Genomic DNA, 15435 nt, shown 5'->3' with positions numbered 1-15435 from the left:
CAGAACCACCTCAAATCTTTGGAGAACTTGTTTCAGTTTTCCGCCCCATAGAAAGGTTGGACATGGGCACACCCGTCATCGTCGAGGCCGCTCGCACCCCCATCGGCAAGCGCGGCGGCTGGCTGTCCGGCCTGCACGCCGCCGAACTACTCGGTCTCGCGCAGCGCGGACTGCTCGAGCGCGCCCACCTGGATCCGGCGCAGGTCGAGCAGGTGATCGGCGGCTGCGTCACCCAGGCGGGTGAGCAGTCCAACAATGTGACGCGCGTCGCGTGGCTGCACGCCGGGCTGCCCTGGCAGGTCGGCGCGACCACCATCGACGCGCAGTGCGGCTCGGCCCAGCAGGCCAACCACCTCGTCGCCGGCCTCATCGCGACCGGTGCGATCGACATCGGCGTCGCCTGCGGCATCGAGGCGATGAGCCGAGTTCCGTTGGGCGCCAATGTCGGCGAGCACGCCGGACCGCGCAGGCCGGCGTCCTGGAACATCGACCTGCCCAACCAGTTCGAGGCGGCCGAGCGGATTGCCAAGCGGCGCGGCATCACTCGCGCCGACGTCGACGCGTTCGGCGCCCGCTCGCAGCGGCTGGCCGGACAGGCCTGGGCCGAGGGGCGTTTCGACCGCGAGGTGCTCACCGTCACCGCGCCCGCCGTGGACAAGGCGGGAAACCCGACCGGCGAGAAGCTGGACGTGTCCCGCGATCAAGGCCTGCGCGAGACGACCGTCGACGGCCTGGCCAAGCTGAAGCCGGTGCTGGAGGGCGGCATCCATACCGCGGGCAGCTCGTCGCAGATCTCCGACGGCGCCGCCGCGGTGCTGCTGATGGACGAAAAGGCCGCGCAGCGAGCCGGATTGCGCCCCAGGGCACGGATCGTCAGCCAGGCGCTGGTCGGCGCCGAGCCGGAGTTCCATCTCGACGGACCGGTACAGGCCTGCTCGCGCCTGCTGGAACGGTCCGGGATGAGCATCGGGGACATCGATCTGTTCGAAATCAACGAGGCCTTCGCCTCGGTGGCGCTGTCCTGGGCGTCGGTGCATCAGCCGGACATGGACCGGGTCAACGTGAACGGTGGCGCCATCGCGCTCGGCCATCCAGTGGGCTCGACCGGATCCCGGCTCATCACAACGGCTTTGCACGAGCTGGAGCGAACCGGCCGCAGCACCGCCATGGTGCTGATGTGTGCCGGTGGCGCATTGGCGACAGGGACGATCATCGAGCGGTTTTAGGGCCGTCGACCCGTCCAAACCGGTTTGTTGAACGTTCATCTCCCAGGCCCGGAAACGTGTCGTACGCCACACATCTGGCTCGACTTGCAACTAGATGAGACGTCAGCTATCTTTCCGCTATCAGGATCGCGTCGGGGAAGACCTCCACGACGGGCCAGAACCGGTCCGTACCTCGGCTTCTCGAGAGCCGTTGGGGTGACCCGCAAACGCAACGGTCGCAGTACCTTCGCCGGACCGGCACCTAGAAGCTTCAAGGAAATCCGGAATCAGGCGTAGGTTTTCAGTTACTGAGCCGCTAATATCAATGATACGTATCCGAGATAACGACTGTTAGTACAGCGAAGGGAATTGGGCGGCTCACAATGGCTGATTTCGCGGCGCGGCTGAACAAGCTGTTCGAAACCGTGCATCCCCCGGGGCGTAAGCCGCACACCAACGCGGAGGTTGCGGCTGCGCTGACGGCCTCCGGACATCCGATCTCGAAACCGTACCTGTCGCAGTTGCGGTCGGGACAACGGACGAACCCGTCCGATGAGACGGTGGCCGCCCTGGCGAAGTTCTTCAAGGTCAAGCCGGACTACTTCTTCAACGACATCTATGCCGCCAAGATCGATCACGATCTTGAGTTGCTGTCCCAGCTGCAGGGCTACGGACTGCGACGGCTGTCGAGTAGAGCGTTCGACCTGTCCGAAGAATCTCAGAACCTCCTCACGTCCATGGCGGAGAAGTTGCGGGCAAGCGAAGGCTTGCCCGAAATTCCTCCGGATGGCACCGAATAGGTTCTCTTGCACGGAAGCACAGTGCGACCCTCCGGGTCGCACTGTGCTGTGTTATGTGTGCGTCCAATACGGGAAGCAAGTGGGCATGCCCGAGAAAATAGGGGCATGCCCTGTCAAGGCCTCTGGCGATGCTCGATCATCAGTAGATGCACGCACATTCGACAATTCTCGAACTTGTGCGCCCGCAAGTTTTCCTCGGACAACTGATTTCGTGTGAACGCGGGTAACTCATCGAGTCCAGCGCAGAACTCAGCACGGTGCACGACACCGGCGGGCAACCACACTCAGCGGTACGCGGAATACGCGCCAGCGGCGCGTGTGCTCAATTTCGAACGGGTTCCAGGGTTGTCGCGTCATAGGCCCGAGCGATGGCCTGGACCCAGCCGCGGGGACTAATCCCCTCGGGCGGAGCAATCCACCGTGCGTCCAGCGCCACATCGCCCAACGGGTTTCGCGCCCACTGCGCCACCGTCTCCGCGCGCTCGGCGACCGACCGCGGCGGCGGTGCCACCGCGGCGAGCACCACCCCACCGCCGGACTGGAGGTAGAGGGCGTCCATGATCTGCGCCACCTGGTCGGACGCGCGCAGCTGAGTGGACGTACCGGTCTGATCGTGCGCGACCACCTCGGGGAACCGGCCGACCATGATGCGGTGCAGCAGTTTGATCTGGCGCAACAGCATCCGCGCGCGCACCCACAGCTCAACCACGATCCACACCGCGCCGAACGCGATGAGCAGACTCGCCACTTCCCACGCCTGCCACGCCCAATTGGGCTCGCCCGGCGGCACCGGCGGCGCATCGGTGAATGCGCGCTGAATCTCCAGCACCGCAAGGCCCGCGACGACCGCGGTTCCGGTGGTGTAGATCGCAATACCCCGGCCGAGCGTGGTCCAGTCGAGGTTGCGCAGGCCGGTGATGACGATGAACAGCGCGCCGAGGGTGACGACCTCCCAGCCGAAGGTGAACGACCAGACGATGGTGATGATCACCGAGACGATGCCGATGCTGTAGATCGCCATGGCGACCTGACGCAGGTTCTGCCGGGAACAGATCGGCCAGGCGGCGAAGGCGACCACCGAGGTGGCGGCGATGAAGACGATCCAGGCCGACACCACGACACCGTCGGAGAGCCAGCCCGCACGCACGCCCTGCGGCCGCAGATTGTCGATGGCCACGGCGATCTCGGGGACCGCAACGGTGGCGGCCAGCGCGACGGCGGCGACCGCGACCACGATGGCCACCCGGGCCGTCGTCGCCGGCTTGACCAGCACCCGTCCTACCCGGGCTCCCGCCGCCATCCACACCAGCAGTGCCGTCAACCAGAGGGTCATCCCAGCGCCTCATCGAATCGAAGGACCGAGACGCCTGCGCCACGGCTGTTGAACACGCGGAGTCTGGTCATCAACATGGCGGCGAAAGTCTCTGCCTCCCACTCGGCGAGCTCGTCCGCGCCGTCGTCGACGATCTGCTGGTGCGCCCGCTGGCTCAGCATGTACGCGATCAGATCATCGCTGGCCTCGAGCGTCACCTCGGGCGCTGGTGCGCCCTCGTGGTTGAACACGATGTGCCCCAACTCATGTGCGAGAGTGTGCTCCCGGCTCGGCAGCGACTGGGCGAGCACGATCACGTCGCGATCGGGGTAGAGCCTGCGCTGACCGCACACGCCGGGGCCCAATTGCGCACTGGCGATTTCGATTTCGCGGCGTCGCTCGCTCGCGATGGCGAGCACCACCTCGTCGAGGGTGGTGGCGTCGGAGTCCGCCGCCACGGCGCAGACGGCATCCACGGCGGCGGCCACCCGCCGGTAAGACCGCGAAGTGTTTTGAGTCTTGCTCTCACTCATGCCTGCACCTCGCTGACGCTCGGCTCCGGCATGCGCGAGGCACGCTGTGACACGATTCGTTCGCTCCGCTCACTCATGCCAGCACCCCTCACGGCCTCGGGAAGAACATGGCACGGGCGGCGTCGACTCGGGCCTGCGCGGCCGAGGCACCCTGGAAACTGACTGCGCCGGAACCGGCTCCGGCCAACCCGAGTGCGAGCAGGCCGCCGATCACCGACAGCAGTTTGGGTTTGGGGAGCCCGTCGTCGGCGCTCGTCGGGCGCACGTCGGGGTTCGGCTTGGCGGGGGCCGCCTGCGCCGCCGGTGGGGCGGGCGGGGGCGGTGGGGGCGCGGCCGGTGCGGGCGCGGCCGCCGGGGCAGGCACGAGTGCGGGCAGTGCCGGGATGCCCGGCAGCGCAGGCGCGGGCACCGGCGGGATGGCGACGGGCGGCAGCGCGGGCGGGACGGGCGGGGTGGGGATCGGGATCAAGAGCAGCAGCAGCGGAGCGGCCGAACCGACGGCCGCAGAGCCGACGGCGGCGGAACCGACTGCGGCCGAACCGGTTGCCGCAGAGCCGACGCCCGCGGAACCTACTCCGGCGGAGCCAACCCCCGCGGAGCCAACCGCCGCCGAACCAACTCCTGCCGAGCCGACCGCGGCCGAACCTGTTCCGCCGACACCGATTCCGGCGGAGCCCACCGCGGCGGAGCCTGTCGCCAAGGCACCTACCCCCGCGGAGCCGGTGACACCGAGCGCGGCCGAGCCGGTGCCGAGGACGACGCCGAGACCGGCCGAGCCCGAACCGAGCGTCAGGGCGAGTCCGGCGGAGCCGGTACCGAGCAGCGCGCCGAGACCGGCCGAGCCTGCGGCGCCCGCCGAACCTGCCGCGGCCGAGCCACCGGCCGCAGCGGAGCCCGCCGCGGCCGAACCGGCGGCTGCCGAGCCCGACCCGATGGCGGGATTGGTGGGCACCGCACTGACGTCTGTCGGCTGACCGGGCACCGACAGCGGCAACCAGGTCTCCCCGGTGTCATACGGCGGCGGAGCGGGGTCGGCAGCGCACTGCGGGCACTGACCGGAGGGCTGGGCTACCGCCGCAACCGGGCCGAGTAGCGCAAAGCCGGCCACAGCTCCAGCTACTGCAACCACACGGAACGTGCGACCAACGGCCATGCGCCGAGCCTTCCCCTCATTCGTAAAGCGCAGATCTCACCCGGTCGCGACTCTCACACGGGACTTTTAACGGATGGGGGCCATAGTAAACCCCTATCGTTACGTGCGCAGGAAGAAGGTCGGAAGCCCGCTCAGGCCCCGTACACCGGTTCGGGCGGCATCCCCTTGGCAATCAGGTCAGCTACCACCGGGCCGAGCTCGGCAGGCGACCACCTGGCGCCGCGATCCACCGCCACACCGTGGCGCCACCCGTCCGCAAGTGCGATTTTCCCGCCCTCGACCTCGAACATGCGCCCGGTGACCGATGCGGATTCTGGGCTGCCGAGCCAGACGACCAGCGGCGAAATGTTCTCCGGAGCCATCGCGTCGAAGCCGTCTTCCGGCCGCGCCATGGTCTCGGCAAACACCGTTTCGGTCATCCTGGTTCGGGCCGCAGGTGCGATGGAATTCACAGTGACGCCGTAGCGAGCGAACTCCGCAGCGGCCGTCAGCGTAAGTCCCGCAATGCCGGCTTTGGCCGCGCCGTAGTTGCCCTGGCCGACGCTGCCCTGCAGGCCCGCGCCGGAGCTGGTGTTGATGATGCGGCCATCGACCGGGCGACCGGCTTTGGACTCGCCGCGCCAGTACTCGATCGCGTGCCGCATGGTGACGAAATGGCCTTTGAGGTGCACGCGGATCACCGCGTCCCACTCGTCCTCGCCGAGGTTGACCAACATCCGGTCACGAACGAATCCGGCGTTGTTGACGAGCACGTCGAGGCCGCCGAACGTGTCCACCGCCTGGCGGATAAGCCGTTGGCCGCCTTGCCAATCCGCGACGTCGTCGCCGTTGGCCACCGCGGTGCCGCCGCGCGCGGTGATCTCCGCCACCACCTGCTCGGCCGGGGTCTCGGCGGTCACGGCGCCGTCGAGGGCCGAGCCGAGATCGTTGACCACCACCTTCGCCCCGGCCGCGGCGAAGGCGAGCGCGTGCGCGCGGCCGATGCCGCGGCCCGCGCCGGTGACGATGACGGTGCGGCCTGCGCAGATCTGCTCGGTGTCCATACCTGTGTCCTCTTCGTGGGGGTCCGTTGTCTTCAGGACTGCTGACCGGAGGCCGCGGTGGACGCGGCCAGGAAGGCGGGGCGCTCGCCACCGCCGTGCACCAGCAGGGCGGCGCCGCTGACGTAGCAGGCCAGCGGGGAGGCGAGGAAGACGGCGCAGCGGCCGACATCCTCCGGCGCGGCCATCCGGCCGAGCGGGATGGTCTGGCCCACCGCGTCGATGCCGTCCTGGTCGCCGTAGTGCAGCCGGCTGAGCTCGGTGTCGACCGGGCCGACGACGAGGGAGTTCACCCGCACCTTGGGCGCCCACTCCACGGCCAGCGAGGCGGTCAGGCTGTCCATGCCCGCCTTCGCTGCGCCGTAGGCGGCGGTGCCCGGTGACGGGCGGTGCCCGCTGACGCTGGAGATGTTGACGATCGTGCCGCCGTCCGGCTGCTGCTGCATCACCGCGTTCGCCGCCTGCGAAACCAGCAGCGGCGCAAGCAGGTTCAGCTCGACGATCTTGGCGTGGAAGTTCTTGCTAGCGGTGGCGGCGAGTGCGAACGGGGCGCCGCCCGCGTTGTTGACCAGGTGATCGAGGCGGCCGTGTCGCGCGACGACGGTGTCGACCAGCTCACGCACCGCGTCGGCGTCGCGAATGTCACAGGCCAGGAACTCGATCGCGCGGCCGTCGGACTCGACCGGTGCGTCGGCGGGACGGCGGGCACAGGCGATCACCGTCGCACCCGCCGCGAGGAAGGCCCTGCTCACACCGGCACCCACGCCGCGGACGCCGCCGGTCACCAGAACGACGCGGTCGGCCAGATCGATTTCGAGTGCCACCGTGCTAACCTACCAAGCAACTGCTTGCTTTGCCAACGCTGGGCCGCGGCCGAGCCGGGTCTCACGATGGGCTGGGGCCTTCACGAAGGGATAGGCGATGGGGATCAACCGTCACTCCGAATCAACCGGCATCACCGTGGTCACGGTGGACTATCCACCGGTCAACGCCATACCGACGGCAGGCTGGTTCGACATCGCCGATGCGATCAGGGAGGCGGGGCGGGACAAGGAGACGCGAGTCGTGGTGCTGCGCGCCGAGAATCGCGGTTTCAACGCCGGTGTCGACATCAAGGAGATCCAGAGCAAGCCCGGTCATCAGGCGCTGATCGACGCGAATCACGGTTGCTTCGAGGCGTTCGCGGCGGTCTACGACTGCCCGGTGCCGGTGATCGCGGTGGTGCAGGGCTTCTGCCTCGGCGGCGGGATCGGGCTGGTCGGCAATGCGGACGTCGTGATCGCCTCGGAAGACGCCACTTTCGGCCTGCCCGAGGTGGACCGTGGTGCGCTCGGCGCGGCCACCCACCTGTCCAGGCTGGTGCCGCAGCATCTGATGCGAGCGCTGTTCTACACCGCGAGCACCATCACCGCGCAGCAGCTGCACCACTTCGGGTCGGTGTACCAGGTGGTGCCGCGCGCCGAACTCGACGCCGCGGCAATGGAAGTCGCCAAGAACATCGCAGCCAAGGACGGGCGGGTGATCCGCGCGGCGAAGCGGGCGCTCAACGGCATCGATACCCAGGACGTGCACCGCAGTTACCGGTACGAGCAGGGATTCACCTTCGAACTCAACCTCGCCGGCGTCGCCGACGAGATCCGCGCCCGGTTCGACGACGATCTGGCCGCGCGCAAGGCCGAGCAGTAGGAGATCGGAAAGTCATGCGAGACAAGCGAATGTCGCTCGACGAGGTCGTCGGCGAGTTGCGCAGCGGAATGACCATCGGCCTCGGCGGCTGGGGGTCGCGGCGCAAACCGATGGCGCTGGTGCGGGCCATCCTGCGGTCGGATCTGACCGACCTGACGGTGGTCAGCTATGGCGGGCCGGACCTCGGTCTGCTGTGTTCGGCGGGCAAGGTGCGCAAGGCGTACTACGGCTTCGTGTCACTTGATTCGGCGCCGTTCTACGACCCATGGTTCGCGCACGCCCGGACCTCGGGCGCGCTGGTGGCGCGCGAGATGGACGAGGGCATGCTCAAATGCGGACTGGAGGCGGCCGCGGCCCGGTTGCCGTTCCTGCCGATCCGGGCCGGGCTCGGCTCGGATGTGCCGAACTTCTGGGACGGCGAAATGCGCACGGTCGCATCCCCCTACCCCGACGCTGACGGCCGGACCGAGATCCTGATGGCGATGCCCGCCCTGAATCTCGATGCGGCGCTGGTGCATCTGAACATCGGTGACCGGCACGGCAATGCCGCCTACACCGGAGTCGATCCGTACTTCGACGACCTGTACTGCCTGGCGGCTGAGCGCCGGTATGTGTCGGTCGAGCGGATCGTGGAGACCGACGAGCTGGTGAAAACCGTGCCGCTGCAATCATTGCTGCTCAACCGGATGATGGTGGACGGCGTGGTCGAGGCGCCCAACGGCGCGCACTTCACCCTGGCCGGTGACAGCTACGGCCGCGACGAGAAGTTCCAGAAGCATTACGTGCAGTCGGCCAAGACGCCCGAGGCGTGGCAGCAGTTCGTCGACAGGTATCTGGCCGTCTCCGAGGACGAGTACCAGGCCGCCGTCCGCGAGTTCGCACAGGAGGCGAAGAAATGACAGCATCGCGAAGCGATTCAGTGAGGGGTGGTGGCCGGGTGACGGGCGGGCCTACCGAGACGATCACCCGCGCCGAGGTCTGCGCGGTCGCTTGCGCGGAGATCTTCAGCGGCGCAGGGGAAATCATGGCGAGCCCGATGTCGCCGATGTCGATCATCGGTGCACGGCTGGCCAAGCTGACCTCCGAGCCCGATCTGCTGCTCTCCGACGGCGAGGCGCTGCTGTTCGCCGACACTCCCCCGCTGGGCGGCAAGGCGCCGATCGAGGGTTGGATCCCGTTTCGCCGGGTGTTCGACGTGGTGGCCTCCGGGCGGCGGCACGTGGTGATGGGCGCCAACCAGATCGACCGTTTCGGCAATCAGAACCTGTCCGCGTTCGGTCCGCTGCAGCGGCCGACCCGGCAGATGTTCGGCGTTCGTGGCGCACCGGGCAACACGATCAATCACGCCACCAGCTACTGGGTTTCGCGGCACACGAGCCGAGTCTTCACCGATCAGGTCGATATCGTGGCCGGCGTCGGCTACGACAAGGTGGACCAGGACAACCCGGCCTTCCGGTTCCATCACCTGCACCGGGTGGTCAGCAACCTGGGCGTCTTCGATTTCGCCGGCCCCGGCCACACCATGCGGGCGCGCAGCCTGCACCCCGGCGTCACCGCCGCCGAGGTCGCCGAGAACACCTCGTTCGAGATCCACGGACTGGCCGAGGCCGAGGAGACTCGGCTGCCCACCGCCGAGGAACTGCGCCTGATCCGGGATGTGCTCGATCCCAAGAACATTCGAGACACCGAGGTGCCGTCGTGACCGGCCGGTTGCGCACCGCGCTGACCGACCTGGTCGGCGTCGAACATCCCATCGTGCAGACCGGCATGGGCTGGGTCGCGGGCCCGAGCCTGGTCGCGGCCACCGCCGAGGCGGGCGGCCTCGGCATCCTCGCCTCGGCCACCATGACCTACCCGGAGCTCGAAGCGGCGGTCGCGAAGACCAAGGCGCACACCGGGAAACCGTTCGGCGTGAACATCCGCGCCGATGCCACGGACGCACCCGAGCGGATCGATCTGCTGATCCGCGAAAAGGTGGCCGTCGCCTCGTTCGCGCTCGCACCCAAGCAGGATCTCATCGCCAAGCTGAAAGACGCGGGCGTGGTGGTGATTCCGTCGATCGGCGCGGCCAAGCACGCGGTGAAGGTCGCGTCCTGGGGCGCCGACGCGGTGATCGTGCAGGGCGGCGAGGGCGGCGGGCACACCGGCCCGGTGGCCACCACACTGCTGCTGCCGTCGGTGCTGGACGCGGTCGACATCCCGGTGGTCGCCGCGGGCGGGTTCTTCGACGGCCGCGGCTTGGCCGCCGCGCTGGCCTACGGCGCGGCGGGCGTCGCGATGGGCACCCGCTTCCTGCTGACGCAGGAGAGCACCGTGCCCGAGGCGGTCAAGCAGGAGTACCTGCGCAGGCAGCTGCCGGACACCGTGGTCTCCACCAAGGTCGACGGCATGCCGCACCGGGTCCTGAACACCGAACTGGTGCAGCGCCTGGAGCATTCGGGCCGCACCCGCGGCCTGGCCGCCGCGGTGGCCAATGCCGCCAAGTTCAAGAGCATGACCGGCATGAAATGGTCCACCCTGGTGCGGGACGGGCTCGCCATGCGAAAGACCAAAGACCTCACCTGGTCTCAGGTTGTCATGGCGGCCAATACGCCGATGTTGTTGCGCGCCGGTCTGGTCGAGGGCAATACCCAGGCGGGGGTGCTCGCCGCCGGGCAGGTCACCGGCATCATCGAGGACCTGCCGACCTGTCAGGAGCTGATCGACCGCATCGTCGCCGACGCGATCGCCCGGATCGAAGGGTTGCAGAAGAACCTCTGAGTTGACGACGCGCATGCCCCGCCCTGCGCAGGGGCGGGGCATTTCGCGGTTTCGCGGCAGCCGACCTACCGCAAGGGCGGACAACGCGACGCCACTTCGGGGCTTGCCGTCCACTCGAGCCGGTCGACGCGTTAGCTGGTCAATCGACCAGCTAACTCAGCTCTTCTCGCTTAGTCGCGATCAAAAATACCATCTACCTGCGAGATCAACGCACAATTCGCTTTGCTGTAAATGTCCGACACAGTCAAGTGGAGCACCACCTAGTCACATAGCTACCATGTCGCAAATGGAGATCTTTCACCTACGCTGCTTCCTGGCAGTCGCCGGCGAGCTCGACTTCACCAAGGCCGCGCAGGCGTTGCAGATGTCCGTCCCTGCGCTGAGTGAGCGCATCGAAGTACTCGAAACCGAAGTCGGGGCATCGCTTTTCGACCGCTCCATTCATCACGTCCGGCTGACCCCGGCCGGCGAACGGCTTGTGCCGCAGGCGTTCTCGATCGTCAACGACGTGGACGCACTGCGTGCGCAACTCGCCGACGATCAGCCGATCGCCGTCCGCGTCGCCATCCCGGAGCTGCTCGGTTCCGACATCGATGACCGGCTCACCGCCGCGCTGGCCGATCTCGCGTCCGACTACACCTGCACTCTCGAGCACCTGCGTTCGGCCGACATGGCGGCGAGCCTGCGCGGCAACCACATCGACCTGGCGCTCTCGCACATCCGTCCGCCGGTACGGGAATCGACTCCGTCGTCGTCGCCACCGAACCGATGGGCGTACTCGTCGACGCCACCCTGTTCACCGGACGTACTTCGATCCGACTAGCGGACCTCGATGGCTTTACCCACATTCGAGGCCCCGAACACTGGGAACTGACCCACGACACCCGAACCGCCTTGTCCAGCAAGGGCATCAATGAAAGCACCGACCGCTTCAAAACCATCGACGGCCTGCTCATGATGCTGCGCCGAACCCGCGCCTTCCTGCTCGCCCCCGTCGACTCCGAGGGCCTGTCCGCCGTCGACCGCGCCGAATTCCGTTTCCTGCCGGTCGAAGACCTGAATCTCGAGGTCAGCACCGCATTACTCTGGCGCGCCGACGACGCGCGGTTCGACCGGCTCGCCGCCGACCTCGCCGCACGCCTGGCTGTCTAGCCGCGACTCAGCCGCCGAGCCGCTCGATGATGGTGACGTTGGCGGTGCCGCCGCCCTCGCAGATGGTGAGCAGGCCGTAGCGGCCGCCGACGCGCTCGAGTTCGTTGAGCAGCGAGGCGAAAAGCTTTGCGCCGGTGGCGCCGAGCGGGTGGCCGAGCGCGATGGCGCCACCGTTGACGTTGACCCGCTCCGGGTCGGCGCCGGTCTCCTTCAACCAAGCGAGTACCACCGGGGCGAAGGCTTCGTTGATCTCCACCACGTCGATGTCATCGATGGTCAAGCCGGTCTTCTCCAGCGCCCACTTGGTCGCCGGGATCGGCGCGGTGAGCATGAAGATCGGGTCGGCACCGCGCGCGCTGACGTGGTGGATGCGCGCCCGCGGCGTCAATCCATAGGCCTCGACGGCCCATTCGGAGGCGAGCAGGGTGGCGCTCGCGCCGTCGGAGATCTGGCTGGCGACGGCCGCCGTCAGCGGGCTGCCCTCGGCCAGCGGCGGCAGCGAGGCCATCTTCTCCAGGCTGGTCTCGCGCGGCCCCTGATCGATCCAGAAGTCGCCGACCGGCACGATCTCCCGATCGAAGCGGCCGTTCTTGATGGCGTCGCGGGCCCGCTCGTGGCTGCGCAAAGCCCAGCGCTCCATGTCTTCTCGGCTGATGTTCCACTTCTCGGCGATCAGCTGCGCGGCCCGGAACTGGGTGACCTCGGCGGTGCCGTAGCGGTGGTCCCAGCCTGCCGAGCCGACGAACGGCGAGTCGAAGCCGTACTCCTTGCCCGCGTACATCGCCGCCGAGATCGGGATGGCACTCATGTTCTGCAGCCCGCCCGCGACGATCACCTCAGCGGTGCCGCTCATGATGGCCTGCGCACCGAAATTGATGGCCTGCTGGCTGGACCCGCACTGCCGGTCGACGGTGACGCCGGGCACCTCCTCCGGATAGCCCGCGGCCAACCATGCGGTGCGGCCGACGTTTCCGGCCTGCGGGCCGACGTTGTCGACACAGCCGACGATCACGTCGTCGACGTTGCCCGGGTCGATCGGGCTGCGGTCCAGCAGCCCGCGCAGCGCGGCCGCGCCGAGGTCGGCGGGGTGCACGGCGGCCAGCGCGCCGCCGCGCTTGCCGACCGGGGTGCGCACCGCATCGATCACGTAGGCGTCCCGCAGCGGGGTATAGGGGCGGCGGGGTGCGGATGGTGCTGACATCAGAGAACTCCTACGTGGTGTGCTGATCGGAGACGGTGAGCCCGTCGAGCACGATGGTCAGGTACTGCTTGGCGAGGTTGTCGACGGTGATGGCGCCGCCCGGCTGATACCAGCGCACCGCGACCCACACGGTGTCGCGCAGGAATCGGTAGGCCAGTTCGACGTCGATCTCGGGCCGGAAGCTGCCGTCGGTCACGCCGTTGGTGAGTACGCGATGCCAGAGCTCGCGGAACTCGCGGTTGTAGTCGGCGATGTAGGTGAACCGCTCGGCGGTGCGCAGGCGCTTGGCCTCGGCCTGGTAGATCGCGACCGCGGCATGGTGCCGGTCGAAGGACTGGTAGGACGCGATCACCAAGGCTTCCAAGGTGTCTCGCGAGCTGAGCCCGGCGCCGACGATCTCGCGGTAGTGCCCGAACAGATCGTCGAGGAAGCCGCGCAGGATCTCGTCCACCATGGACTCTTTGGAGTCGAAGTGGTGGTAAAGGCTCCCCGATAGAATTCCGGCCGCGTCGGCGATGTCGCGCACGGTGGTGGCGCGCAGTCCGCGCTCGGCGAACAGTTCGGCCGCCAGCGCGAGCAGTTCATTGCGCCGTGCTGATTTCGAAGCGTCGGGTGCGGTCACATCGGCCATAATACAACCAAGCATTTGCTTGGTACAGGGCGGCGCGCGATTGATCTATCCAGCGGTGGGGAGATGTGTCGCAGCCCTGCTCAACGCACCGAATAGCGCAGCGGCGAGGACACCGATAGGTCCGCGAGCAGCCGATCGCAGATGACCACGGGCGCGATGCCCGCCCTGGCCAGCCTGGCGACCAGCGCGAGTCTGCGTTCGCAACTGTCCCACTCCACGGTGAGCTGCCCGCGCCCCGGCCCGGCGTCCACCGTCGCCATCACCCGCGGCGGGCCGTAGGCCATCGGCTCTTCGATCAGCTTGAGCACCATGCCGCGCTGCCAGGCCTGATAGGTATCCATGTCGGCGCCGATCACCAGCTTGTCGGTGGCGTTGCAGAGACCCTGCGCGATCTCCTCGTCGAAGGCGACCCGGTCGAACCGGAACTTCCGGCACTTCGCCACCACGTCGAGCAGGTCCGCCCGCACCTCGCACAGCAGCGCGGACTGCCGATGTCTGCGCCGGTCCTGCTCGGTCTCCGCGTGATCGGTGCCGAGCCCGATCTGCTTGGCCCGCTCCCTATCTCGGGCCATATCGGCGCGTAGCGCGCCGCGCGGGTCGCGGGTGACCGCCCGCTCGTCGACGGCGTACTGCTCGAGAATCTGGGCGGCGCGCATGGCGGTCGCGTACTCGGACGTGTGCTCGATCAGCTCGGCGCCGAGAGTTAGCGCGGCGAGTACCATGCTGTCCAGTCTGCGCCTGGCTAGCACCACCTCGCGCACCAATTCGAGTTCCAGTTGTTCGCGGGCAGCTGGGCTATCCAGGCCCATAGCCATCGCCCCTTTGGAGAGTGCGGGATCCGATGTAATCCAGCATCGCACACCCCGGCCGCATCTGGCTTGGGCTTTTCTACCTGATCAGCCGCCCATTTGCTCGATGTACGCGGAGCGCTGGAAGGCGAACGCACTCTGGCGCGTCCGTGCACATACGGATTACCCGGCCCACCCGCCCGTCCAGTCCGTGCGGCTCGCCGCCACGAACCACCGGTTACCGGACAGCGATTGGATAGCTCGATAGCGAAAGATGTTGGGAAACTACGGTGGATCGCCGAATTCCCGGGGTGCCGTTGTCCCGATGCACGAAAATATTGCCTGCCGCTCAGGCGCGCTGACTGCTGACCGAAACGACCTCACCGGTCAGATACGAGGTGTAGTCACTGGCCAGCATGGCGATGGTGGCCGCGACCTCCCACGGCTCGGCGGCCCGGCCGAAAGCTTCTCGCTCGGAGAGCCGGTCGAGCAGTTCGGTCGAACTGACTTTGTCCAGAAAAGCGTGTCTGGCGATGCTCGGCGCGACCGCGTTGATCCGCACGCCGAGCTCGGCAGCCTCGACGGCACTGCACCGAGTCAGCGCCATCACACCGGCTTTGGCCGCGGCGTAATGGGCCTGACCGTGTTGCGCGCGCCAGCCGAGCACGCTGGCGTTGTTGACGATCACGCCGCCGTGGCCCGCGGCACGGAAGTAGCCCAGCGCCGCACGGGTGCAGCGGAAGGTGCCGTTGAGAGTGATGTCGAGGACGCGATCCCACTGCTCGTCGGTCATGTCGACCACCGGGGTCTCGCCGCCGAGCCCGGCGTTGTTCACCATGATGTCGATCCGGCCGATCGCCTCGGCCGCACCCTGAACCAGCGCGTTGACCTGCTCGGTGCTCTGCACGTCGCAGGCGATCGAGGCGACTTTGCGGTCCGGGAACTCGGCCGCGAGTTCGGTGGCCGTCTCGGCCAAACGCCGCTCGTGCCAATCGGAGACAACCACATCCGCGCCCTCGGCGAGCAGCCTGCGCGCGGTGGCCGAGCCGATGCCGGTGCCCGCCGCGGCGGTGATGACGGCGGCGCGGCCGGCCAGCAGACCGTGCCCGGGGATGGGAGCAGGCGCTACCGATAGGCCGCTCATGACTGCACCTCGCCGACGCTCGCCCTTGTC

General features: G+C 67.9%; 17 protein-coding genes. 8 read left to right on the top strand and 9 right to left on the bottom strand.

Annotated elements, in window-relative coordinates; genetic code table 11:
- Positions 1-62: 62 nt before the first annotated feature.
- Positions 63-1226, top strand: coding sequence for a steroid 3-ketoacyl-CoA thiolase (locus tag DMB37_RS23650; RefSeq protein WP_135234566.1), 1164 nt, complete (start codon positions 63-65; stop codon positions 1224-1226).
- A gap of 362 nt (positions 1227-1588) precedes the next feature.
- A complete protein-coding gene (locus tag DMB37_RS23645) occupies positions 1589-2005 on the top strand; it encodes a helix-turn-helix domain-containing protein (RefSeq protein WP_011207048.1) in 417 nt (138 codons plus the stop codon).
- A 322-nt stretch (positions 2006-2327) separates the two neighbouring features.
- On the opposite strand, the gene DMB37_RS23640 is transcribed toward DMB37_RS23645, so the two are convergent.
- The 5 genes from DMB37_RS23640 to DMB37_RS23620 form a co-directional block, all read right to left on the bottom strand.
- Positions 2328-3338 (bottom strand): hypothetical protein, encoded by a 1011-nt coding sequence (locus tag DMB37_RS23640; RefSeq protein ID WP_135234565.1) that lies wholly within the window; start codon positions 3336-3338, stop codon positions 2328-2330.
- On the bottom strand, positions 3335-3850 hold the full coding sequence (locus tag DMB37_RS23635; RefSeq protein ID WP_107653913.1) for an ImmA/IrrE family metallo-endopeptidase: 516 nt from the start codon (positions 3848-3850) through the stop codon (positions 3335-3337). The genes DMB37_RS23640 and DMB37_RS23635 overlap by 4 nt, the downstream gene beginning before the upstream one ends.
- A gap of 88 nt (positions 3851-3938) precedes the next feature.
- Positions 3939-4958, bottom strand: coding sequence for a hypothetical protein (locus DMB37_RS23630; protein ID WP_135234564.1), 1020 nt, complete (start codon positions 4956-4958; stop codon positions 3939-3941).
- 176 nt (positions 4959-5134) lie between these two features.
- Positions 5135-6046, bottom strand: coding sequence for an SDR family oxidoreductase (locus DMB37_RS23625; RefSeq protein WP_135234563.1), 912 nt, complete (start codon positions 6044-6046; stop codon positions 5135-5137).
- 32 nt (positions 6047-6078) lie between these two features.
- Complete coding sequence (locus DMB37_RS23620; RefSeq protein WP_135234562.1) at positions 6079-6867, bottom strand: SDR family oxidoreductase; 789 nt, start codon at positions 6865-6867, stop codon at positions 6079-6081.
- A gap of 97 nt (positions 6868-6964) precedes the next feature.
- Here DMB37_RS23620 and DMB37_RS23615 point away from each other — a divergent pair, with 97 nt between their 5' ends.
- From DMB37_RS23615 to DMB37_RS23590, 6 genes are all read left to right on the top strand, one after another.
- Positions 6965-7729, top strand: a complete 765-nt coding sequence (locus DMB37_RS23615) for an enoyl-CoA hydratase family protein (protein WP_135234561.1) — start codon at positions 6965-6967, stop codon at positions 7727-7729.
- A gap of 14 nt (positions 7730-7743) precedes the next feature.
- Positions 7744-8628: a CoA transferase subunit A gene (locus tag DMB37_RS23610; RefSeq protein WP_206055007.1), complete on the top strand. Its 885-nt coding sequence runs from the start codon at positions 7744-7746 to the stop codon at positions 8626-8628.
- Positions 8625-9431 carry a CoA-transferase subunit beta gene (locus tag DMB37_RS23605; protein ID WP_135234560.1) on the top strand — a complete coding sequence of 269 codons (807 nt, stop codon included), beginning with the start codon at positions 8625-8627 and terminating at the stop codon, positions 9429-9431. The genes DMB37_RS23610 and DMB37_RS23605 overlap by 4 nt, the downstream gene beginning before the upstream one ends.
- Positions 9428-10489, top strand: coding sequence for a nitronate monooxygenase family protein (locus DMB37_RS23600; protein ID WP_135234559.1), 1062 nt, complete (start codon positions 9428-9430; stop codon positions 10487-10489). Before DMB37_RS23605 ends, DMB37_RS23600 begins: the two co-directional genes overlap by 4 nt.
- A gap of 286 nt (positions 10490-10775) precedes the next feature.
- Positions 10776-11312 (top strand): LysR family transcriptional regulator, encoded by a 537-nt coding sequence (locus DMB37_RS23595; RefSeq protein WP_167768910.1) that lies wholly within the window; start codon positions 10776-10778, stop codon positions 11310-11312.
- On the top strand, positions 11258-11641 hold the full coding sequence (locus DMB37_RS23590; protein ID WP_135234557.1) for a hypothetical protein: 384 nt from the start codon (positions 11258-11260) through the stop codon (positions 11639-11641). The genes DMB37_RS23595 and DMB37_RS23590 overlap by 55 nt, the downstream gene beginning before the upstream one ends.
- Before the next feature lie 7 nt (positions 11642-11648).
- Here DMB37_RS23590 and DMB37_RS23585 read toward each other — a convergent pair whose 3' ends face one another.
- The 4 genes from DMB37_RS23585 to DMB37_RS23570 form a co-directional block, all read right to left on the bottom strand.
- Positions 11649-12842 (bottom strand): acetyl-CoA C-acetyltransferase, encoded by a 1194-nt coding sequence (locus DMB37_RS23585; protein ID WP_370465188.1) that lies wholly within the window; start codon positions 12840-12842, stop codon positions 11649-11651.
- A gap of 10 nt (positions 12843-12852) precedes the next feature.
- Positions 12853-13473 (bottom strand): TetR/AcrR family transcriptional regulator, encoded by a 621-nt coding sequence (locus tag DMB37_RS23580; RefSeq protein ID WP_167768909.1) that lies wholly within the window; start codon positions 13471-13473, stop codon positions 12853-12855.
- An 80-nt stretch (positions 13474-13553) separates the two neighbouring features.
- On the bottom strand, positions 13554-14282 hold the full coding sequence (locus tag DMB37_RS23575; protein WP_135234556.1) for a hypothetical protein: 729 nt from the start codon (positions 14280-14282) through the stop codon (positions 13554-13556).
- A 328-nt stretch (positions 14283-14610) separates the two neighbouring features.
- The gene (locus DMB37_RS23570) at positions 14611-15405 is read right to left on the bottom strand and encodes an SDR family oxidoreductase (protein ID WP_135234555.1); all 795 of its coding nucleotides are present in this window, start codon (positions 15403-15405) and stop codon (positions 14611-14613) included.
- Between the last annotated feature and the right edge of the window lie 30 nt (positions 15406-15435).

This window comes from Nocardia sp. CS682, assembly GCF_004634405.1.
GTDB lineage: Bacteria > Actinomycetota > Actinomycetes > Mycobacteriales > Mycobacteriaceae > Nocardia > Nocardia ninae.
The sequence above is the reverse complement of the archived record's forward strand: the minus strand, read 5'-3'. Positions and strand labels throughout refer to the sequence as shown.